Genomic DNA, 23590 nt, shown 5'->3' with positions numbered 1-23590 from the left:
CCTTACTTAAACTGTTTGAGGAAACGCAGATCGTTTTCGAAGAATGCGCGCAGATCGGTGACGCCGTAACGCAGCATCGTCAGGCGCTCCATGCCCATACCGAAGGCGAAACCGGAGTAAACTTCCGGATCGATGCCCACGTTGCGCAGCACGTTCGGATGCACCATGCCGCAGCCCAGCACTTCCAGCCATTTGCCGTTCTTGCCCATCACGTCCACTTCAGCGGACGGCTCGGTGAACGGGAAGTAGGACGGGCGGAAACGAACCTGCAGGTCTTCTTCAAAGAAGTTGTTCAGGAAATCGTGCAGCGTGCCCTTCAGATTGGTGAAACTGATGTCTTTATCGACGATCAGCCCTTCCATCTGATGGAACATCGGGGTGTGCGTCTGATCGTAGTCGTTACGATAAACGCGGCCCGGCGCAATGATGCGGATCGGCGGCTGCTGGTTCTTCATGGTGCGGATCTGCACGCCGGAAGTCTGGGTGCGCAGCAGGCGCGTGGCGTCGAACCAGAAAGTATCGTGGTCGGCGCGCGCCGGGTGATGCCCCGGAATGTTCAGCGCGTCGAAGTTGTGGTAATCGTCTTCAATCTCCGGGCCGGTGGCAACGGAGAAGCCCAGCTCGCCGAAGAAGGTTTCGATACGGTCGATGGTGCGGGTCACCGGATGCAGACCGCCGTTTTCCATGCGACGGCCCGGCAGGGAGACGTCGATGGTTTCAGCCGCCAGGCGCGCGTTCAGCGCAGCGCTTTCCAGCGCGTTCTTACGCGCGTTCAGGGCGTCTTGCACCTCCTGCTTGGCCTGGTTGATCACCGCACCGGCCGCCGGACGATCTTCCGCCGGGACGTCGCGCAGAGACTGCATCTGCAAGGTGAAATGACCTTTCTTGCCAAAATATTCGACGCGCACCAAATCTAACGCGGCAACATCCTGGGCATCTTCTACGGCTGCCTTGGCATTGGCAACCAGCTCTGCGAGATGTGGCATTGCTTTCCTCTTCCTCTGGCCGGGATGGCCCTAAGTAATTGTTATCTATATTCGAACACGCCTTTGAGCAATCTTCAAAGACTTTTCAATGCGTTGCCGGCCGGGCGGCTCACCTGAGCTGAACGCCAGCCGTACTCACCGCAACGCGTTGCAAGGCGGGACGATGGCCAAAAACAAAAAAGCCTCCACGAGGGAGGCTTAGGCGCTACTTTTCGTTTCTTTTCTTACGCGCAAAGCCTCCTGAAATCAGGCGCTAAAGTAAAAAAAGAAACGAAAAATAGCTGCGTGCATGATTGCGGTACCTTGTCGATGATTGCCCACCAGTGATATAGCTGCGGACAATGAAAGTCAATATTTGTCGCTGAAAACAAAGATTAAAAGAGGGAGCAAGCTCCCTCTTCTACTGACTTACGCCAGAGCTGCTTTCGCTTTCTCAACCAGTGCGCCGAAGGCCACTTTGTCGAAGACTGCGATGTCAGCCAGGATCTTACGGTCAATTTCGATCGACGCTTTTTTCAAGCCGTTGATGAACTTGCTGTAAGACAGACCGTTCTGACGAGCAGCTGCGTTGATACGTGCAATCCACAGCTGACGGAACTGACGCTTACGTTGACGACGGTCACGGTAAGCATACTGGCCTGCTTTGATTACTGCCTGGAAGGCAACACGATATACGCGCGAACGGGCACCGTAGTAGCCTTTCGCCTGCTTCATAATTTTCTTGTGACGTGCGCGTGCAATTACACCACGTTTTACGCGAGCCATATGCTCTCTCCTAAAGTCTTATTCTAAATTCAAAAAAAATGGCTTATGCGTACGGCAGGCACGCGGTAACCAGGACCAGATCGTTTTTAGACACCATGCCTTTCGGACGCAGGTGACGTTTACGCTTGGTTGCTTTTTTGGTCAGAATATGACGCAGGTTGGCATGTTTACGCTTAAAACCACCGCTGCCGGTTTTTTTGAAGCGCTTGGCTGCACCACGTACAGTTTTAATCTTTGGCATTTTAATTAAATCCACTTCGCATTGTTAAACAACGAATCAGTTGGGCGAATAAAACCCACACAGCGCAAGCGCCGCGCGGGTTCCATTACTTGTAAGCCTTACTGTTTCTTCTTAGGAGCGAGCACCATAATCATCTGGCGGCCTTCGATCTTCGTAGGGAAGGATTCGACCACTGCCAGATCCATATCTTCACACAGGTCTTTACGGACGCGGTTAAGCACTTCCATACCGATCTGCTGGTGCGCCATCTCACGCCCGCGGAAACGCAGGGTGATTTTGGCTTTATCGCCATCTTCCAGAAAGCGAATCAGGTTGCGTAGTTTGACCTGATAGTCGCCATCATCGGTGCCAGGACGGAATTTGATTTCCTTGACCTGAATAACTTTTTGCTTCTTCTTCTGTTCTTTCGTCGACTTGCTCTTCTCGTAGAGGAATTTGCCGTAATCCATGATTCGGCAAACTGGCGGTTCGGCATTTGGGCTGATTTCTACTAAATCAACGCCCGCTTCCTCAGCTTTTTCAAGAGCTTCATTCAGACTGACAATACCAATCTGCTCGCCATCGACGCCGGTTAGGCGAACTTCTTGCGCGCGAATTTCTCTGTTAATGCGATTAGGACGCGCCGGTTGAACTCGTTTTCCGCCTTTAATACTTTATTCCTCCAGTTGATGAAGACTACGGCTGCGAATCTCTTTCAGCAGCTTGTCTACGACTTCGTTTACGTCCAGGCTTCCTAGGTCTTTGCCACGGCGGGTACGAACGGCAACTTTGCCTGCTTCGACCTCTTTGTCGCCGCACACCAACATGTAAGGGACTCGACGTAAAGTATGTTCGCGAATTTTAAAGCCAATCTTCTCATTTCTCAAGTCCGCTTTCACGCGAATGCCTGCATCCTGCAGTTTTTTGGTCAATTGCTGGACGTAATCAGACTGGCTGTCGGTGATATTCATCACCACCACCTGCACCGGAGCGATCCAGGTCGGGTAGAACCCGGCGTATTCTTCGGTCAGGATACCGATGAAACGTTCCATGGAGCCCAAAATGGCGCGGTGAATCATTACCGGCACGACGCGATCGTTGTTTTCGCCAACATACGAAGCGCCCAAACGGCCCGGCAAGAAGAAATCGAGCTGCACGGTACCACATTGCCATGCGCGATCCAAACAATCATGCAGGGTAAATTCAATTTTCGGTCCGTAGAAGGCGCCCTCACCCGGCTGATATTCAAACGGAATGCCGTTCTCGGTCAGCGCGGCGGCCAGGTCTTCTTCCGCACGGGTCCACATGTCGTCGGTGCCGATGCGTTTTTCCGGGCGAGTGGACAGCTTGACAGCGATCTTGTCGAAGCCGAAAGTGCCGTACACGTCATACACCATGCGGATGCATTCGTTCACTTCGGCGCGCACCTGCTCTTCGGTACAGAAGATGTGGGCGTCATCCTGCGTGAATCCGCGCACGCGCATCAGGCCGTGCAGGGAACCCGATGGCTCATTGCGGTGGCAGCTGCCGAACTCGCCCATGCGCAGCGGCAAATCGCGGTACGACTTCAGGCCCTGGTTGAAGATCTGCACGTGGCCCGGGCAGTTCATCGGCTTGATGCAATATTCGCGGTTTTCCGACGCGGTGGTGAACATGGCGTCTTTGTAGTTTTCCCAGTGGCCGGTTTTTTCCCACAGCACGCGGTCCATCATGAACGGACCTTTCACTTCCTGGTACTGGTACTCTTTGAGCTTCATGCGCACGAAGGCTTCCAGCTCGCGGAAGATGGTCCAACCGTCGTTGTGCCAGAACACCATGCCCGGCGCTTCTTCCTGCATATGATACAGGTCGAGCTGTTTGCCGATCTTGCGGTGATCGCGCTTGGCCGCTTCTTCCAGGCGTTGCAGGTAGGCGTTCAACTGCTTCTTGTCTGCCCAGGCGGTGCCGTAGATACGCTGCAGCATTTTGTTTTTGCTGTCGCCGCGCCAGTAAGCGCCGGAGGTTTTCTGCAGCTTGAAATGGTGGCAAAAACGCATGTTCGGCACGTGCGGGCCGCGGCACATGTCGACGTATTCTTCGTGGTGGTACAGGCCAGGACGATCGTCATGGCTGATGTTCTCATCCAGGATCGCCACTTTGTAGATTTCGCCGCGCTCAGCGAAGGTGTCGCGGGCTTCTTGCCAGCTGACCTTCTTCTTGATGACGTCGTAATCCTTATCGGCCAACTCGTGCATCCGCTTTTCCAGCAGATCCAGGTCTTCCTGCGTCAGGGTGCGGTCGATATCCACGTCATAATAGAAACCGTTGTCGATCACCGGACCGATCGCCATTTTGGTATCCGGCCACAGCTGCTTGATCGCATGACCCAGCAGGTGAGCACAGGAGTGGCGCATGATTTCCAGGCCGTCCTCATCTTTGATGGTGATGATGGCCAGCTGCGCATCCGATTCGATCAGATCGCCGGCGTCGACCAGCTCGCCGTTGACGCGGCCGGCGATACAGGCTTTCGCCAGGCCAGGGCCGATATCGCGCGCGACATCCATCGGGGAAACGGGGTGATCGAAATGACGCTGACTACCGTCAGGAAGGGTAATAACAGGCATTAATAATTCCTTATCTACAGTGGTGACCCACACGACAGATCACATGCAGTACGAAAATTGGATTTTGGGTTTGGTCAGCCAGGTTTCAGATCTCGCCCACAATTGCCAGATTGAAACCTCACTGGGTATACAGAATGGAACGCATACCTTCTCAGCCACATTCGGCTAAGCGAATAGTATCACTAAAATTGTTCCGGATAAATAAAGCGCCGCCCTCACGCTTTCGCGTCAGCCGGCGCAAAAGCGGTTTTCATGTAGCTGAGGGTGGCCAGCAGGCACAGGCCGTAGCCCAGCAGTTCGCAGCCCTCTTCCACCATGTTTTTCACCACCCGGTTGTAGCCGTCCAGCATCAGCGTTTGCCACAGCGCGCTCATGCCGAACAGGCGTGAAAACACCAGAATGCACAGCAGGCCGGCGCACATCATGCCGTAGGCGGGATGCGTCACGAAATAGGCCAGGCCGCGCACCGTCGCCGCGATGTGCCGCGCTGCATGCACCAGGCAGGCCAAGGCGACCGCCAGCGCGAACCACACCCAGGCGCCGTGCCACAGCGCATCGAAGGCGAAATCCATCTCGCGGATCAGCATGCAGAGAAAGAAACCGCCGACCAGCATCCAGGCGGAGCGGCGTTCAGCCTGCCGCCGGGCCGCGGCGAAGAAACCGCCGGAGATGGCGAGCAGCAAAAGCTCCTGCGCCGCTTCGGTCAGCGAGGTTTCATGCACGAAATTATGCAGCCAGTGTACGTCGATAAATACCAGGCCGACCAAGGCCGCCAAAAAAGCGCAGTAGAGCAGAAAGGCAACGGCTTTCCCCAGCAAAATATGCAGTTCTTGTTTCATAATCACACTCATTATTATTTACAGCGCATCTATGTTATCCACCTGTCCCCAGGGATCGTGGCAATTGATGCCTAATACCCTACACAGCGATTAAGGTGGTCATTAATCACGCCGCAAACAATAAAAACCCCGGCACATGGCCGGGGTAGGCGCCAGTCTTTCCTGGCTGTCATTTCATCGTCGTCGGTATTTCAGGCTCTCATCCCTATATCATCGAGACGCGCAAACGAGCCTGGAGATTACGCCTGCGGAGATGATACGGTTACACGTCGGGCATTGGTGTTAACGCCCCACAAGCCTGCCAATGCACTGACCACTGCGCCAATCAACAACGCAAAGAATGACCACAGGGCAGCCCGAGACAATTCGTCCGCAGCCGCGGCAGCCTGTTCGCGCGCCTTCTGTTTCAGCTCAGCATACTCCTGTTTTGCCTGATTGATTTTTGCTTCGGCTTCATCCAAGCGCTGATTAACCAGCTGCGCAGTTTTATTTTTGGCGTCGACCAAATTCTTCACCGTCTGGTCCACTTCCTGCGGCGTCATATTGGTATTTTCAACCAGAGCTTTTTTCAGTGTGTCTTGATCCACATCTTGCGAGATGGCCTCACCATGTTTTTTAAGCTTGTCGACCAGTTGCTTAATAATCGCATCGCTATTGTCAGGCTGAAGTGCCAGGGCTTTTACTGCGTCTGCCAAATCAGTCTTGGCCGCATTCAACTGTTGCTGCATGAATTCAGGCTGCAATGACGGAATACCACTTTTTTTGAGCGCCGTAACCACATCACCATGCAGCTGTTCAGGTTCCAACGTGGTGTCGATACCCAACTTGTCAAACACCTTACCGCCCACGTCTGCCAACCCGGTTGCACCTTTGCCAATCGCGGAACCGGCGCCGGAAAGCAAACTGCCAGAGGTCGAAGCGATAGCACCCAGCGCATTACCGGTGGCCTTCACTGCAGACCCGACCAGCATTCCACCCAACACCGCCGCCACAATCAGTGACGTAGCCCATACCAGGAAGCCATGAATAAGGCCGTCATTAGCAGCCAAACGTCCGGCAATAAAAGCGCCGGCAGCCAAGCTAATGATGATTGAAACAGCGGACCAAATCACTACGGTGGTACCGGCTCCGTTGATCGGATCGTCTGATGTCGGATCCACGATGGAAAATCCCAAACTGGTGCCCAACGTCGACAGCAACAGTGAAACAGCCAATACGGTGATCACACCACCGATGACGCTGCCCCAGGAGATTTTTTTCGCCGCTACCCATTCTTTTGCCACTTCCATAGTAAAACTCCTTTTAAGCTTTTCGATTATGAAGAAATGCCACAAAGCCTTACCAGTATAGAAGCGTTTAATCTCTTAAGCGGTTAAACGGTAAAAACAGTTAAAAATAATTAATAATATGTGCCCAGTATTAACGACGCTGTATGGGCGGGTGCATTTTGGCTAGCGTTCGGTACCGCGGGCGATTGCGGTCAATGAAGCGCCACTGGGGTGCGAGGATGGACCGAAGCTCACCGGCGAGTGCAACGGCAGTGATGAAACGCCGGCCGACGGTTAATTAACGTTACGAGCTGTCCCCATTGCCGCCAGGCGCACGGCAGGCTAGGCTGTTCAGCTCATGGGCCGCCGCGTGGCGGCTTGAACGTTGCACAGGGAGTTTTTTATGACGGGTATTTTGCAGTTATTCCAGGCCATCGGACTGGGTTTGGTGCTGCTGTTGCCGCTGGCCAACCCGCTGACCACGGTGGCGTTGCTGCTCGGGTTGTCCGGCAATATGACGCGCGAAGAGCGTAATCAGCAGTCGCTGATGGCCTCGGTTTATGTGTTCTGCATCATGACGGTGGCGTTTTACGCCGGGCAGGTGGTGATGAACACCTTCGGTATTTCGATCCCCGGCCTGCGCATCGCCGGCGGCCTGATCGTCGCCTTCATCGGTTTCCGCATGTTGTTCCCGCAACAAAGCGCCGATGAGGCGCCGGAGGTGGAGAGCAAGTCGCACGAGCTGCGCCATAAGACCTCGGCCAACATCGCCTTCGTGCCGCTCGCCATGCCGAGCACCGCCGGGCCGGGCACCATCGCGATGATCATCAGCTCAGCGTCGAGCGTCAAAGATAACACGCTGGGTTTTGAACCCTGGGTGCTGGCGGTGGCGCCGGTCGCCATCTTCCTGACGGTCGCGGTGATCCTGTGGGGCTGCCTGCTCAGTTCCGGCGCCATCATGCGCTTGGTGGGGAAAAGCGGCATCGAGGCGATCTCGCGCCTGATGGGCTTCCTGCTGGTGTGCATGGGCGTGCAGTTCATCATCAACGGCGTGCTGGAGATCATCTCCACCTATACGCCGGCCGCCGCTTAAAGATCAAAAACGGGCGCGTCGTCGCGCCCGTTGCCGTTATTTCCCCGTCGGCGCCTGCGCGCCCAAAATGCCTTTGCCTTCCGGCACTTCGGTAAAGCGGCTGAGGATCTCGCTGTAGGTCTTGGCCGGATCCAGATCCGGGAACTGCGCCGGATAGATAAACTTCGCCAGATACTCCAACCCGACAATGTTGTACGGATGGTTGTAGAAGTTATGGTAGATGCCGTAGAACCGCCCTTCTTTCACCGCCGACACCTGCGCGAAGCCCGGGCGCTGTTTCATGCGATTGAAAGCCTCATCCACCTGCTGCTGCGTGACGCCATAGCCGAACGGCACCGCGGCGTTGGTCTTGCTGGCCCACTGCGAGCCGGAAACGATGTAGGCATCCGGTTTCATGGCGATCACCTTTTCCAGCGCCACGTCGCCGGTCGCGCCCGGCAACAGCGCAGAGCCGATGTTGCGCGCGCCGACCGCTTCCACCAACGCGCCCCAGCCGACGTGCGCATGGGTGAAGCAGCAGGACTCCAGCCCGTTCAGGCCGGCCTTGGCTTCAAAGAACACCAGCGGCTTGGGTTCCACCGCCTGCGTCTTGGCCAGAATGGCCTGATAATGCTGCTGATAATAATCGGTATATTGCTTGGCTTCACTTTCCCGGTTGAGGGTTTCCCCCAGCAGCGTCACGCTTTTCGGCGTGTTTTCCACCGGCTTGAGCATGGTGTCGATAAACAGCACCGGCACATTCAGCGCCTTGAGCTTATCCAGCACGCCGGTTTGGCTCAGCGAAGGTTTGGAACGCAGCTGGGCGATCATCAGATCGGGCCGCTTGGCGATCACGCTCTCCAGATTCACTTCACCTTTGTCGCTGAATCCCATATCGATGATGTTTTTCGCCGCCGGCCATTTGCTCTGCAAGATATCCCAGGTCGCCGCGTCGCTTTTCTTCAGCAGGTTATTCCAGGCCACCAGCCGGCCGAACGGGTTGGCGCGATCGAGCAGCGCCAGCGTGAGAATGTCGCGCCCGTCCTGCACCACGATACGTTTCGGTTCTTGCTGGAGGGTGAGCGTCTGGCCGGAGGTGTCGGTCAGGGTCAGCGGATAGGTGGTGGCCATCGCCGGAGAGGCGAGTAAGGCGGCGCAAATCAGCGCCGGCAAAGTGATTCGACGGTGCACGAAAGACTCCTTAGTCATGAACGCAATCAGGAAATACTAATGAGAATGGCTTGCATTATCAAAGATAACGCCCGGCAACCCGACGATTAATTGCAAAGGGATGTGTAACGCAGGATTGAGAGGCGCGCCGAAGGCGGCGCGCCCAGGGGATCACACCAGGCCGTAAATCAGGGCCGACAGCGCGATCAGGCCCATCACCAGCACGAAGACGTTGCTCGCCGCGCGGTATTTGCGCATCGCCGGCACCGCGCGCACCGCGTACATCGGCAGGATAAACAGGATAGCCGCAATCAGCGGGCCGCTGATGGTTTCGATGATGTGCAGCGCGCTGGGGTTCCACACCGTCGCCGCCCAGGTGAGCAGGAACAGCGAAACCGCCGAGATGCGGTGCGTCATGCGCGAGCTGAGCGGTTTGCCGACCGCGCGCGTGACGCCGTCGATCAGGCTGGTCGCCCCCTCCGTGACCCCCAGCGAGGTGCCGAGATAGGATTTCGCCATTGCCAGCATCGCCATCACCGGGCCGAGATAGGCGATCAGCGGGTTGGAAAACTTGTTGGCCAGGGTGGTCAGCACCGTGATGTTCTGATCTTTCGCCTGCTGCATGTCTTCATGGGACAAACTCAGCACGCAGCTGAACACGAAGAACAGCACGGTGACGCAGATCAGCACATAGCTGTAGCGCATGATGCGCGCGCAGCGGCGTTCCGCCTTATCGCCATACAGGCTCTTCTGGGTCGAGGCGAAGGAAGAGATGATCGGCGCATGGCTGAAGGAAAACACCATCACCGGCACCGCCAGCCACAGCGAATGCCACAGCCCCGGCGTGTCGAAGCGGGTGGCGGCCAGGCCGTGAACGAAATTGGCGGTATTCCAGCTCGGCATCAGGTACAGCGAAATGCCCATCAGGAACACCAACAGCGGGAACACCAGCATGCCCATCGCCGCCACGATGCTGTCTTTGCCGCGCAGCAGCACCAGATTGAGCACCACCACCACCGCCAGGCTTAGCCAGATGCGCGGCAGCGGCGCCACGTGGAACTGGTGGATCAGGAAGCTGTCCAGCGCATTGGTGATCGAAATGCTGTACACCAGCACGATCGGGAAGAACGCCATCAGATACAGCATCATGATGATTTTGCCGGCCAGTACGCCGAAGTGTTCGACCACCACATCGTGAATATTGCCGTCGCGGCTGGAGCCGGAAAGCACGAAGCGGCTGAGCGCGCGGTGCGGCAAATAGGTCAGCGGGAAAGCGAACAGCGCCATCAACAGCAGCACCAGCGGGCCGTTCAGGCCGGCGTTGATCGGCAAGAACAGCGTGCCGGCGCCCACCGCGGTGGCATAGAGACCGAACATCCAGACGGTGTCGGTTTTGTTCCATTTGGCGGGCTGAGCGGCCGTCAGCGTGCCTGAATCGGGAGAAATCGTACTCATGAGACAGTCTACCTTAATCTGCGGCGCCAACGATTGCGCCTAACGGGATATCCTTCTCCGCGAATTTTTTAATAATAATCAGTGAATTAAAGCGATATTTCATACTTGCGCCTGATGAAAGGACGGCAAAGGATAATGAAAAATCCGTTGCGGGTCTATGTTTTATCGGCCGAACGAACGATTTGCGAACAGAAAATGCTGAAAAAACCGGCGCACCCAGTAAAAACTAAGGGCCCCTTGCGGAGCCCTTAAACGGTTTACTTCTTCGCGTCCGGATGGTCCGGCACCTCGGCGCTGCCCATCTCCTTCTCGTCGCGGATCATCGAGCGGTCTTTACGCACGTCGGCCACGTCGGAGGCGCTCACCGGTTTGGCGCTGTTGCCCCAGCTGGTGCGGATGAAGTTCACCACGTCCGCCACCTGCTGATCGTTCAGACGCCAGCCGAACGGCGGCATGGTGATGTTGGACACCGCCCCCTGCACCGCCGGCGTGGTATTGCCGGTCAGCACGATGTGGATCAGCGAGGTCGCGTCCTCGGTCTGCACCACCGGATTGCCCTTCAGCGATGGGAAGGCGCGCTTGTAGCCCACCCCGTCAGTGCGGTGGCAGGCCGCGCAGTTATCGACATACAGCGCCGCGCCGGGCTTGCTGTCGTCGCCGCGCCACAGATCCTTGGCCACGCTGTCTTCGACCGGCGCCGCCTGCTGCTTGCCGTCTTTCGGCGGCAGCGATTTCAGGTAGCGTGCGATAGCGGTCAGATCGTCATCGCTCAGGTATTGCAGGCTGTGCTCCACCACGTCGCTCATGCCGCCGAATACGATCGCCTTGTCGTTACGGCCGGTTTTCAGGAACTCGGTCAGCTCGGCTTCGCTCCAGCTGCCCAGGCCGTCCTTGTTATCACCGCGCAGGCTGGAAGCCACCCAGCCGTCGATCGGCGCGTTGCTGCCGGACAGGTAATCGTCGCTTTCGCTGTTGCTCAGCGCTTTTTCCTGCATGGTGATGCTGCGCGGGGTATGGCAGGCGCCGCAGTGGCCCAGGCCTTCCACCAGGTAGCGGCCGCGCTCGATGATCGGATCGGCCTTGGCGTCGGCGACGAAGTCCGCCGGCGACGGCGCGAACATGCCGCGCCAGATGCTCAGCGGCCAGCGCATCGACAGCGGCCACGGGATGTCGGAATCCTTGTTGGCCTGCTCCACCGGCTGCACGCCGTGCATGAAATAGGCATACATGGCGCGCATGTCGTCTTCTTTCACCAGCGCGAACGACGGGTACGGCATCGCCGGATACAGGGTACTGCCGTTTTTGGCTACGCCCTTACGCACCGCGTTGTCGAAATCCTCGAAGCTGTAATCGCCGATGCCGGTTTTCTTGTCCGGCGTGATGTTGGTGGAGTAGATGGTGCCGATCGGCGTCTCCATCGCCAGGCCGCCGGCGAAGGTTTTGCCGCTCTTGCCGTCGGTGTGGCAGGCCACGCAGTCGCCGGCGCGCGCCAGGTATTCACCGCGCTTGATCAGCTCGCTGCTGACGGTGGCGTCCTGCGCCCAAACGGAAAAACTCACTGCACTGAGAACCAGTGCCGGTACAAATGCTTTCATCGTTCGCCGTCCTTATGCCTGCACCAATGGGCCTGGGTTTTTCAGATACTGCTCGCGAATGGCGCGGGCAGACCAGTAAGCCAGCGCCGCCACGGTGCCGGTCGGGTTGTAGCCCAGCCCCTGCGGGAAGGCCGATGCGCCGATCGAGAACACGTTGTGCACATCCCAGCTCTGCAGATAGCGGTTGACCGCGCTGGTCTTCGGATCTTCCCCCATCACCGCGCCGCCGTTCATGTGGGTGGTCTGGTAGCTGGTGGTGTCGAAGTGGCTGTTGGCGTTTTTCGGGCTGCCGGCGATCAGTTTCGGGTTCATCGCCTTGGCGATCGGCGCCATCTTGTCGTACATGAACCGCGCCATCTTGATGTCGTTCTCCTGCCAGTCGAACGTCATGCGCAGCAGCGGCTGGCCAAAGACGTTCTTGTAGTTGGGATCGAGATCCAGATAGTTGTTGCGGTACGACTGGTGCGCGCCGTGGGCGTCCATCGAAACGTGGTGAGTGTAAGCATCCGCCACCGCCGCTTTCCATTTGCTGCCCCAGGCCGGGGTGCCCGGAGGCGTCGGCAGACCGGAGATCGGCTTGGTGCCCGCCTGGTTGACCCAGAACGGCGAACCGCCGACGAAGCCTTCTTTGGCATGGTCGAAGTTGTCGGCGTTGAAGTCGTCCACGCCCACGCCGTTGCCGCCGGCGCCGATAAACGGGTTGGTGAACACGTCTTTATCGAAGAACGCCTTGATGGTGGTCATGTTCTGGTAGGCGAAGTTACGCCCGACCACACCCTCGCCGGTCACCGGATCGTAAGGCTTGCCGATGCCGGACAGCAGCATCAGGTGCACGTTGTGGAACTGGAACGCGCCCAGGATCACCAGATCGGCCGGCTGTTCAATCTCGCGCCCCTGCGCATCGACGTAGTTCACGCCGGTGGCGCGGGACTTGTCGTCGGTCAGGTTGACCTTCAGCACGTTGGCGTTGGTGCGCAGCTCGAAGCGTTTCTCCATGCGCAGCGCCGGCAAGATGTTGACGTTCGGCGAGGCCTTGGAATACATGTAGCAGGCGTAGCCGCTGCAGAAACCGCAGAAGTTGCACGGGCCCATCTGCGCGCCGTACGGGTTGGTGTAAGAATCCGAGGTGTTGGCGGACGGCAGGTTGTAAGGGTGGTAACCCACCTCCAGCGCCGCCTTCTCGAACAGTTGGGCGGAGTAGGTATTTTTCTGCGCCGGCAGCGGGAAATCGTCGGAGCGATCCGGCGCAAAGCGGTTGCCGCCCTTCTGCGCCACTTTCTGCCCTTTGATGGTCCAGGCGGTGCCGGAGGTGCCGAACACTTTCTCCGCCTTGTCGAAGAACGGTTCCAGCTCGTCGTAGGTCACGCCGAAGTCCTGGATGGTCATGTCCTTCGGAATGAAGTTTTTGCCGTAGCGCTCTTCATAGTGGCTGCGCATGCGCAGTTCGATCGGATCGACGCGGAAATGCACGCCCGACCAGTGCAAACCGGCACCGCCGACGCCGGTGCCCGGCAGGAACGCCGCCAGCTGGCGGTAAGGCACCGCGGTCTGGCTGCTGTTATGGCGAATGGTGACGGTGCTTTTCGACAGATCCTGGAACAGTTTGCGGCGGATGTTATAGGTCAGCTCGTCGATCACCTGCGGATAAGACCCGTCCGGATAGGTATCGCGCATCGGGCCGCGCTCCAGCGCCACCACGTTGAGGCCGGCCTCGGTCAGCTCTTTGGCCATGATCGCGCCCACCCAGCCGAAGCCGACGATCACCGCGTCTACTTTTTTCATTACCGTTGCCATGCTTAGCCCCTCTCCCCACGAATCGAGACCGGCGGGAAGGGATAACGCTCCCCTCGCTCAACCCAGTCCATAAAATCGGCGCGCGCGCCCGGAAAATTAATCAGCTTCCAGCCCACCATGTCTTTGTTGCCGCCATGGATGGGATCGCTGAAGAAACCTTCGCGGGTGTTTTGCAGCAGATAGGAGAAGAACAGTTTCGACGGCAGCTGCGGGAACTCCGCCTCGCCGGACTCGAACTTTTGCAGCATGGCGTCTTGCTGCGCGCCATCCAGTTCGGCGAAGGGCTTGCCGGCGGTTTTCTTGCTGTAGGCGTCGGCGTCACTGATGCCGAGGTTGTAGATTTGCTTGGGCACCAGCGGCAGCTGATAGCCCATCTCCTTCGGCACATCGGGGTTGAACGGCCCCTGCATGTACCAGATGGCGCCGGTGGCGTACGGGGTATTCATCTGGCGATCGATAAACTCCGGCACGCCGGCTTCCAGTGCGCCGGGGCCGCGCTCGTCGGCCGGGATCAGGCGCGCCACGGCGGCCTTGATGAAGGCCCACTCTTCCGGGGTGAAAAAGGTCGGTTGGTAATCGTTCTGCGTTGAGGTGTTCGAGGCCGCGACCGCCGGTGTCGGTGCCGTCAGCGCGCCAACGCCGCTGCCACCAATTACCGCCGCAGGAATTAAGGTCATCGATTTCAACAAGAAATCGCGCCGCGAATTGTTGGTTTTATGATTCGACATGTCACATTCCATCCAAAGATAGTCACAACTATTTAACCGCAACCTTGCGATCGATACGGGTTTTTAAAATAATTTGTTACTTATTTGTATATTTATTGAAGGTCAGAATGCATCCAAGCGCAAAAATGTTACCGGTAACTTATTGAATGAACGTAAAGATTTATCTGCTAACGTAAATTTAACTTTTCGTGCGGTTTTTCCGATAAGCGGTGAGGAAATAACGAAAAATGAGAAGCAGCTCGCGCGCTGGAACGGTGCCGGAAACAAAATCGGCCGCGTTCAGCGGCTGATTCGACAAGAGAGAGGGTTACTGCGACATCGCCTGATAGGCGGTGGTCACCTTCCACAAATAGCGCGGTGCCTGCGGCGCCGGATGCTTTTTCTGGATGTGCTGATAAAACTCATCCGGGCTCATCTGATTAATGCGATTGACCGCCACGCGCTTGTCCGATGAGAAGGTGCGCAACATGGCGCCCGCCCCGTTCACGTACGAAACGATGGTGGCATAACGCAAAGTCTGTGGGTTGTTGATCCCGGCTAGCTGCTGGCTTTGAAGAATATTGATATAGGCCGTTCCCAGATCAATATTGACCGCCGGATCCTTCAGCTCACGCGAGCTGGGTTGCCCGCTTCTTCCTTTCATGCGATAGGCGTCGCGGCCGGCGGTAGAAGCCTTAAGCTGCATCAATCCCACTGCGTTCGAGGTGCTGACCACGTTCGGGTTAAACCCGGACTCCACCTGAATAATCGCTTTAATCAGCGTTTCGTCAACGCCGTAGTTGCTGGCGGCCTGACGAATGTAATCGTTATAGGCAACCGGCGTGCCTGTGCGGTTTACCGGTGCCTGCGGAGGGGGTTTTAACCAACCGCCGCGCGTTGTGCCACTGCCTGAAATATTGCTTGCCGTTTGCGGATCTTTGGCGCACCCCGACAAAAGCAAAATTGCCGTAAGGCAACCTATTTTTGTTTTCACAGAATCCCTCACTCCTTTCAATGAGTTGCGTAGCATATACAACTTGTAAGGACACCTGCAGTAATTTTTTGGGCTAATCTCAAGCTATCCATATACCAAGAGGTGATTTATGAGTCAATCTGCAACAAACTGCTTTGTGGTGACTTTTCGCTATCAGGAAGAGGGATTAACCGACCTGGCGAAGCTGACCGGGCAATTGACGCGCGAAGGTTTTGTCACGTCGGTGACAGACGAAAATGGCGTGCACCATGAGCTCGGCAGCAACAGTTTTGCGTTCATAACCGTGCTGGATCAAGAGGATGTACAGCGCCTGGCACAGGGGTTCGGCCAGTTGGCATTGGGAAAACAGCCGGAGGTGGCGATATGCGCCTGTAAGGACTACCTTCAGCGGTTACATACTGATACATAAAATGCTATAACTTCCCGGAGGGTATTATTTTTTCAGTTGGAGATGTACCCCGCCGGCGGTGGGCAAGTGACGCTTGACTTCGCTTCAATTGATATTGATAATCATTTTCATTTGAACCAGGAGACGTCATCATGCCATTGATAAGTTGCGCTTTTCGTCGCAGTCGCCCTTTCCGCGCTGCCACACTGTTACGCCCTTTCACGCTCGCCTGCCTGCTGCTCGGCGCCGCCTTGGTCAGCCAAAACGCGCTGGCGGAAAAAAAGCTGCGCGTGGTGACGACCTTTACCATCATTCAGGACATCGCCCAGAACGTGGCGGGTGATGCCGCCGTGGTAGAATCCATCACCAAGCCGGGCGCCGAGATCCACGACTATCAACCGACCCCGCGCGATATCGTCAAAGCGCAGCACGCCGACCTGATCCTGTGGAACGGCATGAACCTGGAACGCTGGTTCCAGCGTTTCTTCGAAAACATCAAGCAGGTGCCGGCGGCGGTAGTCACCGAAGGCATTACCCCGCTGCCGATCCGCGAAGGACCGTATAACGGCAACCCTAATCCGCACGCCTGGATGTCGCCGAGCAACGCGCTGGTATACATCGAGAACATCCGCAAAGCGCTGGTGGAGCACGATCCGGCCAACGCGGCAACCTATAACCGCAATGCCAAGGCCTACGCAGAGAAAATCGGCGCGCTGGACGCCCCGCTGCGCGAACGCCTGGCGCGCATTCCGGCCGCACAGCGCTGGCTGGTGACCAGCGAAGGCGCCTTCAGCTACCTGGCGCAGGACTATCAGCTGAAAGAAGTCTATCTGTGGCCGATCAACGCCGATGAGCAAGGCTCGCCGCAGCAGGTGCGCCGGGTGATCGACGCAGTGCGCGCCCACCATATTCCGGTAGTGTTCAGCGAGAGCACCATTTCCGACAAGCCGGCCAAACAGGTGGCGAAAGAAACCGGCGCCAAATACGGCGGCGTGCTGTACGTAGACTCGCTGTCCACCCGCGACGGTCCGGTGCCGACCTACATCGACCTGCTTAACACCACCGTGCAAACCATCGCCAAAGGATTCGATCAATGACCCATGAACCGTTTGTCCGCCCTGAGTTGAACGTGGACGACGTCACAGTGACCTACAACAACGGACACACCGCCATTCACAACGCCAGCTTTACCCTGAGCGGCGGTTCGATCTGCGCGCTGGTCGGCGTCAACGGCAGCGGCAAGTCGACGTTGTTCAAAAGCATCATGGGCCTGGTCAGGCCCACCGCCGGCCGGGTATCGCTGAGCGACAAACCGGTGGCGGAGGCGCTGAAAAAGAATCTGATCGCCTACGTGCCGCAGACCGAAGACGTCGACTGGAACTTCCCGGTGCTGGTGGAAGACGTGGTGATGATGGGCCGCTACGGCAAGATGAACTTCCTGCGCATTCCGTCGCGCGAGGATCGGCTGCGGGTCGACAAGGCGCTGGAGCGCGTCGGCCTGAGCGAGCTGCGCGGCCGGCAGATAGGCGAGCTGTCGGGCGGCCAGAAGAAGCGCGTGTTTCTGGCGCGCGCGCTGGCGCAACAGGGCACCGTGCTGCTGCTGGATGAACCGTTCACCGGCGTGGATGTGAAAACCGAGAATGCCATTATCGATCTGCTGCGCGCATTGCGCGACGAGGGGCACCTGATCCTGGTCTCCACCCACAACCTTGGCAGCGTGCCGGAGTTTTGCGATCGGGTGATCCTCATCAACCGCACGGTGCTGGCCGCCGGCCCGACCGAAACCACCTTCACCCAGAGCAATCTGGAGCAGGCGTTCGGCGGCGTGCTGCGCCATATCAACCTCTCCGGCCCGGATCTGCACGACGACAACGATCCGCGCACCGTTACGGTATTGACCGACGATGAGCGCCCGGCGGTGTTCTACGGCCACACCAAGAGCGATCCGCCGGCCAACAGCCAGGCCAGGGAGAAACAATCCTGATGCTGGACCTTCTGCTGCAACCTTTCAGTTACAACTACATGGTGAAGGCCATCTGGGTCAGCGCCATCGTCGGCGCCGCCTGCGCGTTCCTCTCCGCCTACCTGATGTTGAAAGGGTGGTCGCTGATGGGCGATGCGCTGTCGCACTCGGTGGTGCCCGGCGTGGCCGGCGCCTACGCCCTCGGCCTGCCCTACGCCGCCGGCGCCTTCTTTACCGGCATGCTGGCGGCGCTGGCGATGACGCTGGTGCGCCACATCACCCGGCTGCGCGAAGACGCCATCATCGGCTTTATCTTCTCCACCTTCTTCGCCGTCGGCCTGCTGATCGTGTCGCTCAACCCCACCTCGGTCAACGTGCAGTCGATCATCTTCGGCAACATCCTCGGCATCGCCGACGAAGACGTGCTGCAGGTGGAAATCATCATCGGCGTTTCGCTGCTGATCCTGTGCCTGGTGTGGAAAGACCTGCTGGCGGTGTTCTTCGACGAAAGCCACGCGGTGTCGATCGGCCTGTCGCCGCTGCGGCTGAAGATCCTGTTCTTCACCCTGCTCAGCGCCTGTACCGTCGCCGCGCTGCAAACCGTCGGCGCCATTTTGGTGATCGCCATGGTGATCACGCCGGGCGCTACCGCCTATCTGTTGACCGATCGCTTCAGCCGGCTGGTGATCATCGCCATCATCATCGGCGCATTGACCAGCGGCATCGGCGCCTACCTGAGCTTCTTCCTCGACGGCGCCACCGGGGGGGTGATCGTCACCCTGCAAACGCTGGTGTTCCTGGCGGCGTTCTTCTTCGCGCCGAAACACGGCCTGCTGGCGTCCCGGCGCCGCGTGGCGCATTCGCAAACCGGAGGCCGCTGATGGACACCCTGTATCAACTGCTCAGCGAACCCTTCGCCTACCCGTTCATGCAGCGGGCGATCGTTGCCGCCATCGTCACCGGCGTGGTGTGCGCCGTGCTCTCCTGCTACCTGGTGCTCAAAGGCTGGTCGCTGATGGGCGACGCCATCTCGCACGCGGTGCTGCCCGGCATCGTGGTGGCGTTCGTGGTCGGCATTCCGCTGGCGATCGGCGCCTTCCTCTCCGGCATCTTTTGCGCGGTAGCCACCGGCTACCTGAAAGAGAACAGCCGGGTGAAAGAAGACACGGTGATGGGCATCGTCTTTTCCGGCATGTTCGCCTTCGGCCTGGTGCTGTTCTCGCGCATCGATACCGACCAGCACCTGAGCCACATTTTGTTCGGCAACATGCTGGGCATTACCGACGGCGAGCTGAAGCAAACACTGCTCATCGCCGGCATCACCCTGGCGGTGGTGCTGCTCAAGCGCAAAGACTTCATGCTGTACTGCTTCGATCCGCATCATGCGCGGGTGATTGGCCTGCCGGTCAAGCTGCTGCACTACGGGCTGCTGTGCCTGCTGGCGATGACCATCGTCGCCTCGCTGCAGGCCGTGGGGGTGATCCTGGTGATCGCCATGCTGATCGCCCCGGGCATCATCGCCTTTATGCTGTGCCGCCGCTTCGAACGCATGCTGGTGGTGGCGACGGTGGTGTCGGTGTTCTCCTGCGTGCTTGGCACCCTGATCAGCTTCCACATCGACGGCGCCACCGGGCCCTGCATCGTCATCGTACAGGCCGTGCTGTTCGTTATCGCCTTGTTGTACAGCAAGCTGCGTCCGTTACAGCGTAACCAAAACGCCCTCACCGGCGGTTAATCCCCTCCGATGCGGCGATGCCCTCTGCTCGCCGCATCGCCTGCCCCCGCTCATTGCGTTGTTGTCATCAAGTTGCAACCGGTATTGCGCTTAAATTAATCAATAGGGTATATACTTTGAGCTGGCGAGACGCTGAAAAAATCGCCGCCTTTGACGCCGGCTGTGCGCCGCGTCGTGTTTTCACCACGGGAAAGACGCTAACCTAATGAATTATCAGGCAGCACAGAGGGGGAGATACCATGTGGCAAGCCGTTAGCCGTCTGTTAAGTGAACATCTTGGCAGCGCAGAGATACGCGAAAGGATTGAACTGCCCGGGGGCGACATTCACCCGGCGTGGCGCGTGAGTTACGGTGACAACGAGGTGTTCGTGAAATGCGACGCCCGGGAACAACTGCCGATATTCACCGCCGAGGCCGATCAGCTGGCGTTGCTGGCACGCAGCAAAAGCGTGCGGGTGCCGGAAGTGTACGGCGTCGGCAGCGATCGCGACTACAGCTTCCTGCTGCTGGAGTATCAGCAGCTGAAACCCCTCGACGCCCACGGCGCCTACTGCCTGGGCCAGCAGCTGGCGCATCTGCACCAGTGGAGCGAGCAACCTCAGTTCGGTCTCGACTTCGACAGCGATCTGATCACCACCCCGCAACCCAACGCCTGGCAGCGCCGCTGGTCGGAATTCTTCGCCGAGCAGCGCATCGGCTGGCAGCTGCAGCTGGCGGCGGAGAAAGGCATGACCTTCGGCGATATCGACGACATCGTCGATCGGGTGTATCTGCGCTTGCAGCACCACCAGCCGCAGCCTTCCCTGCTGCACGGCAACCTGTGGCCGGGCAACTGCGCGATGACCGCCAACGGGCCGATTCTGTTCGACCCGGCCAGTTACTGGGGCGACCGAGAGTGCGATTTGGCGATGCTGCCGCTGTATCCGGAGCTGCCGCCGCAGATCTACGACGGCTATCAGAGCGTGTGGCCGCTGGGTGCCGGGTTTATCGAGCGCCAGCCGCTGTATCAGCTGTACTACCTGCTCAACCGCAGCAACCTGTTCGGCGGCCAGCATCTGGTGGCTGCGCAGCGCGCGGTGGAGGCGCTGTTGCAGCCCGAGGCGTCGTAACGTTCCGGGGCGCCGCTCGGCGCCCCGTTCATGCCTCAGGCCGCGCCGGCCAACTGCCCCAACAGGCGGATCACGAACCAGGCGATCACCGCAATCACGATCGGCAGGATGTACAGCGGGAAGTATTGCAGGAAGATGGTGTGGTGCGGCAGCGTAATGCGCTCCTCCAGCTGCTGGCGCGTGTGCCCTTCGCTGCCCTTGGCCTGCTCCAGGATCATCTGGTCTTCCAACCCTTCGCGGATGAACTTGACCTGGCGCGACATGCGCGCGCCGGAAGCCTGCAGCGCCAGCCCGACGAAGATCAGTATGTAGATGATGATGAACATCAGATTGGCGCCGCTGAACAGGCTTTTATCCACGTCAGGCACCGGGGAGTTGTACCAGAAAAGGTTCAGGAACGGCGTATTGAAACGCACCATGTCCACCATCACGTGGACAAAATCCAGCATCACCGCGTTGATGCCCTTGGTTTTTTCACTGTGCTGGTAGACAAAGCCCAGCACGGAAATCAGCGTAGACAGCAACGCCGGGATAAAAACCACCCATCCGAGAATGCGTTTCAAAATGGCGATACGCCCGGCCTGTTGATACGTCATGTGTTCCCCTTGTTAGCGACGTAACCGAATCGGCTAAGTCTACCTGCAGTTGGCAAAGCTCGCCCACCGTTTTCTTCATTCCCGCTGTGCTACAAGCTTAGCCGAATTCGCCGAAATCAACTGCTTAACGCCGTCCGGGCACTATCATTGAAGAGATAAAGTTATCCATTCGGGCAGAGGCCGCCATGATTCGACTGATTATCTTATTGCTGGGCGCGCAGGCGCTGCACGGCCAGCGCCGCCTGCTGGTGCTGTTCGGTTGGCTGTGGATAGCCGCAGGGGCGCTGGTGCTGTTCGACATACTGCAGGATGGCCGATCCGTGCTGGCGCTGGATGCGCTGGCGGTCATCCTGGCGCTGGAGGGGCTGGTGGCGATATCCGCCGCGCTGGTGATCGGCTCTTCTGCCAGCAGACCGGTGCTGCTGAAGGGGCTGGGCTTCGTGTTTATGGCCTTTTTAATGTTGGACGTGCCCGCAGACGATAACATCGTCGCCACCGTGGTGTTTGGCAGCGCGCTGCTGCTTGACGGCGCCGTGCGCATCGCCTCCTCCACGGTGATTCAACACAGTCGATGGAAAACCGTGGCGCTGGCGGGCGGCGGCGAGATCCTGCTTTCGTTGATGATTTTTGTCGGCTGGCCGGCGCCGCACCGGATGACGGTGCCCTTTTGCCTCGGCGTGATGATGGTGCTTTCCGGCTGGGCTTTATTGCGTATCGCCCGGAGGCTGGCAAGCTTCTCTCTGAATCAGTACCCCGCGCGGCAGCCACCGCCCCCGGCGGACGAGGCTACGCCGCTCACGGTGTATGTCTGGACACCGATTGGTGCGGCTAAAGATCCACGCCGGCGTTACATCGTCGACCGATACATCGCGGCGGTCGACGGCGGCGGCAATATCTCCACCGGTCATGCCGCCCTGGCGCTCGCGCCGGATGTGTATATCAGTCACTACCCGCTCAACGACATCAGCCATTCCGTTCAGGATTTCCGCCAGTTGCTGCATGCCGGCGAACAGAACAACGTCGACGGGCGTTTCCTGCCCGACCTGCCGGGCGAGATCGCCGCCTGGTGCCCGCCGGACAAGAAAATTCAGTTCTATCGCTATAACCCGGCGGCGCTGCGCGCATTCTGGCTGCGGTATCGGCAGGACGCGACTTACAACCTGACTCGGCGCAACTGCTCCACCACGGTCATCGGCGCGCTCGACAGCGCGCTGGAGGGCGTGCTGGGCGATAAACATCTGTGGCGCCGTTTTCTGTTATTGGTGCTGGATCCCAATCTGTGGATGCTGGCGGTGCTGCGCAGCCGTGGCGAAAGCATGACCTGGACGCCGGGACTGGTGCTGGACTATGCCCGCATGTTGCAACAGGTCACCGAGCGCCAACACCAACGCTGGTGGTTAAAATTACGCGAGGTGTGGAATATCCTTCGCTTTGGCAAAAGCCAAACGCGCAGGCAAAGATTTTAGTCTCGCCACCGGCGATGATAGAGTATCGGGCACATTCACCCGCGCCGGCAGGAGTTAACCGTTAATGGCTTATTCGCAACGCATTGAAACCGCAATTTTTGATATGGACGGCTTGTTGATCGACTCGGAACCGCTGTGGCTGCAGGCCGAGCTGGATATCTTCGGCGCGCTGGGTCTGGATCTGTCCGATCGCCACAAGCTGCCGGACACCCTGGGGCTGCGCATCGATCTGGTGGTGAAAATGTGGTACCAGGCGATGCCGTGGCAAGGCGTATCGCTCGATGAGGTGTCGGCGCGGATTATCGAACGCGCCATCGAGCTGGTGCACGAGACGCGCCCGCTGCTGCCGGGCGTCCGGCAGGCGCTGGAGCTGTGCCGCGAGCAGGGGCTGAACATCGGCCTCGCCTCCGCCTCGCCGCTGCACATGCAACGGCAGGTGCTGAAGATGTTCGATCTTGCGGGCTACTTCGATCAGCTGGTTTCCGCCGAATACCTGCCGTATAGCAAACCGCATCCGGAGGTCTACCTGATCGCCGCCGAGCGCCTGGGCAGCGATCCGCTGCGCTGCATCACGCTGGAAGACTCCTTTAACGGCATGATCGCCACCAAGGCCGCGCGCATGCGTTCCATCGTCATCCCCGCCGCCGAATACCGCCACGATCCGCGCTGGGCGCTGGCGGACCACCAGCTGGAGACCCTGGAACAGCTCACCCCCGCCCACTTTGCCTGACCTGCGGCGCCGGCCACCGGCGCCCTGGCTTTGCCGCTCTGCGCATAAAGGGGATCCGCGCCGCAAAACAAACGAAACAGTGTTTCATTATTATTGAATTGGCATGTTGTTATTATTATGCTGGGCGGCAGGGAA

Annotated in this window: 24 protein-coding genes and 1 other annotated feature; of the genes, 9 read left to right on the top strand and 15 right to left on the bottom strand. The window is 58.5% G+C overall.

Annotation, left to right across the window (positions count from 1 at the left end; all coding sequences use genetic code 11):
- Positions 1–2 precede the first annotated feature (2 nt).
- From pheS to ABTW55_RS22385, 8 genes are all read right to left on the bottom strand, one after another.
- Positions 3–986 carry a phenylalanine--tRNA ligase subunit alpha gene (gene pheS, locus ABTW55_RS22420; protein WP_004931416.1) on the bottom strand — a complete coding sequence of 328 codons (984 nt, stop codon included), beginning with the start codon at positions 984–986 and terminating at the stop codon, positions 3–5.
- Positions 987–1158: 172 nt separating this feature from the next.
- Positions 1159–1281: a sequence feature (Phe leader region), on the bottom strand.
- Positions 1233–1277 carry a pheST operon leader peptide PheM gene (gene pheM / locus ABTW55_RS22415; RefSeq protein WP_121626058.1) on the bottom strand — a complete coding sequence of 15 codons (45 nt, stop codon included), beginning with the start codon at positions 1275–1277 and terminating at the stop codon, positions 1233–1235. Its footprint overlaps the feature before it by 45 nt.
- Before the next feature lie 113 nt (positions 1282–1394).
- A complete protein-coding gene (gene rplT / locus ABTW55_RS22410) occupies positions 1395–1751 on the bottom strand; it encodes a 50S ribosomal protein L20 (RefSeq protein ID WP_004931417.1) in 357 nt (118 codons plus the stop codon).
- Positions 1752–1794: 43 nt separating this feature from the next.
- Entirely contained in the window at positions 1795–1992 is a 198-nt protein-coding gene (gene rpmI, locus ABTW55_RS22405) for a 50S ribosomal protein L35 (RefSeq protein ID WP_004931418.1), read from the bottom strand.
- Positions 1993–2090: 98 nt separating this feature from the next.
- Positions 2091–2642: a translation initiation factor IF-3 gene (gene infC / locus ABTW55_RS22400; protein ID WP_048233542.1), complete on the bottom strand. Its 552-nt coding sequence runs from the start codon at positions 2640–2642 to the stop codon at positions 2091–2093.
- 3 nt (positions 2643–2645) lie between these two features.
- Entirely contained in the window at positions 2646–4574 is a 1929-nt protein-coding gene (thrS, locus tag ABTW55_RS22395; protein WP_025159696.1) for a threonine--tRNA ligase, read from the bottom strand.
- Positions 4575–4789: 215 nt separating this feature from the next.
- On the bottom strand, positions 4790–5413 hold the full coding sequence (locus ABTW55_RS22390; RefSeq protein ID WP_060420816.1) for a hypothetical protein: 624 nt from the start codon (positions 5411–5413) through the stop codon (positions 4790–4792).
- A 239-nt stretch (positions 5414–5652) separates the two neighbouring features.
- A complete protein-coding gene (locus tag ABTW55_RS22385) occupies positions 5653–6702 on the bottom strand; it encodes a hypothetical protein (RefSeq protein WP_039566428.1) in 1050 nt (349 codons plus the stop codon).
- Positions 6703–7084: 382 nt separating this feature from the next.
- On the opposite strand from ABTW55_RS22385, the gene ABTW55_RS22380 reads away from it, so the two are divergent.
- Positions 7085–7774 (top strand): MarC family NAAT transporter, encoded by a 690-nt coding sequence (locus ABTW55_RS22380; protein ID WP_033653915.1) that lies wholly within the window; start codon positions 7085–7087, stop codon positions 7772–7774.
- 36 nt (positions 7775–7810) lie between these two features.
- On the opposite strand, the gene ABTW55_RS22375 is transcribed toward ABTW55_RS22380, so the two are convergent.
- The 6 genes from ABTW55_RS22375 to ABTW55_RS22350 form a co-directional block, all read right to left on the bottom strand.
- Positions 7811–8944 (bottom strand): ABC transporter substrate-binding protein, encoded by a 1134-nt coding sequence (locus ABTW55_RS22375; RefSeq protein ID WP_033646319.1) that lies wholly within the window; start codon positions 8942–8944, stop codon positions 7811–7813.
- A gap of 150 nt (positions 8945–9094) precedes the next feature.
- Entirely contained in the window at positions 9095–10378 is a 1284-nt protein-coding gene (locus tag ABTW55_RS22370; RefSeq protein WP_033638320.1) for a serine/threonine protein kinase, read from the bottom strand.
- 257 nt (positions 10379–10635) lie between these two features.
- Entirely contained in the window at positions 10636–11973 is a 1338-nt protein-coding gene (locus ABTW55_RS22365; protein ID WP_033638319.1) for a cytochrome c, read from the bottom strand.
- 12 nt (positions 11974–11985) lie between these two features.
- Positions 11986–13767 carry a GMC family oxidoreductase gene (locus ABTW55_RS22360; protein ID WP_060431868.1) on the bottom strand — a complete coding sequence of 594 codons (1782 nt, stop codon included), beginning with the start codon at positions 13765–13767 and terminating at the stop codon, positions 11986–11988.
- Positions 13768–13769: 2 nt separating this feature from the next.
- Positions 13770–14495, bottom strand: coding sequence for a gluconate 2-dehydrogenase subunit 3 family protein (locus ABTW55_RS22355; protein WP_033638317.1), 726 nt, complete (start codon positions 14493–14495; stop codon positions 13770–13772).
- A 307-nt stretch (positions 14496–14802) separates the two neighbouring features.
- Positions 14803–15468, bottom strand: coding sequence for a transglycosylase SLT domain-containing protein (locus tag ABTW55_RS22350; RefSeq protein ID WP_004931439.1), 666 nt, complete (start codon positions 15466–15468; stop codon positions 14803–14805).
- Between the two features lie 109 nt (positions 15469–15577).
- Here ABTW55_RS22350 and ghoS point away from each other — a divergent pair, with 109 nt between their 5' ends.
- The 6 genes from ghoS to ABTW55_RS22320 all read left to right on the top strand — a co-directional run bounded on the left by ghoS (position 15578) and on the right by ABTW55_RS22320 (position 20663).
- Positions 15578–15877: a type V toxin-antitoxin system endoribonuclease antitoxin GhoS gene (gene ghoS, locus ABTW55_RS22345; protein ID WP_033646321.1), complete on the top strand. Its 300-nt coding sequence runs from the start codon at positions 15578–15580 to the stop codon at positions 15875–15877.
- Positions 15878–16008: 131 nt separating this feature from the next.
- On the top strand, positions 16009–16953 hold the full coding sequence (locus ABTW55_RS22340) for a metal ABC transporter substrate-binding protein (RefSeq protein WP_033638313.1): 945 nt from the start codon (positions 16009–16011) through the stop codon (positions 16951–16953).
- Positions 16950–17840: a manganese/iron ABC transporter ATP-binding protein gene (locus ABTW55_RS22335; protein WP_033638312.1), complete on the top strand. Its 891-nt coding sequence runs from the start codon at positions 16950–16952 to the stop codon at positions 17838–17840. Before ABTW55_RS22340 ends, ABTW55_RS22335 begins: the two co-directional genes overlap by 4 nt.
- The gene (gene yfeC, locus ABTW55_RS22330) at positions 17840–18700 is read left to right on the top strand and encodes an iron/manganese ABC transporter permease subunit YfeC (RefSeq protein WP_033638311.1); all 861 of its coding nucleotides are present in this window, start codon (positions 17840–17842) and stop codon (positions 18698–18700) included. The genes ABTW55_RS22335 and yfeC overlap by 1 nt, the downstream gene beginning before the upstream one ends.
- Positions 18700–19554, top strand: a complete 855-nt coding sequence (locus ABTW55_RS22325) for a metal ABC transporter permease (RefSeq protein ID WP_033646322.1) — start codon at positions 18700–18702, stop codon at positions 19552–19554. Before yfeC ends, ABTW55_RS22325 begins: the two co-directional genes overlap by 1 nt.
- A gap of 239 nt (positions 19555–19793) precedes the next feature.
- A complete protein-coding gene (locus ABTW55_RS22320; protein WP_350429308.1) occupies positions 19794–20663 on the top strand; it encodes a fructosamine kinase family protein in 870 nt (289 codons plus the stop codon).
- 35 nt (positions 20664–20698) lie between these two features.
- Here the strand turns inward: ABTW55_RS22320 and ABTW55_RS22315 are convergent, their stop codons facing one another.
- Positions 20699–21259, bottom strand: coding sequence for a YniB family protein (locus ABTW55_RS22315; RefSeq protein WP_033638308.1), 561 nt, complete (start codon positions 21257–21259; stop codon positions 20699–20701).
- 185 nt (positions 21260–21444) lie between these two features.
- Between ABTW55_RS22315 and ABTW55_RS22310 the strand changes: the two genes are divergently transcribed.
- Positions 21445–22725 (top strand): HdeD family acid-resistance protein, encoded by a 1281-nt coding sequence (locus tag ABTW55_RS22310; protein WP_060420807.1) that lies wholly within the window; start codon positions 21445–21447, stop codon positions 22723–22725.
- A gap of 64 nt (positions 22726–22789) precedes the next feature.
- Entirely contained in the window at positions 22790–23455 is a 666-nt protein-coding gene (gene hxpB, locus ABTW55_RS22305) for a hexitol phosphatase HxpB (RefSeq protein WP_060420804.1), read from the top strand.
- Positions 23456–23590 lie beyond the last annotated feature (135 nt).

The organism is Serratia sp. SM04 (assembly GCF_040280225.1).
Lineage (GTDB): Bacteria > Pseudomonadota > Gammaproteobacteria > Enterobacterales > Enterobacteriaceae > Serratia > Serratia sarumanii.
The sequence above is the reverse complement of the archived record's forward strand: the minus strand, read 5'-3'. Positions and strand labels throughout refer to the sequence as shown.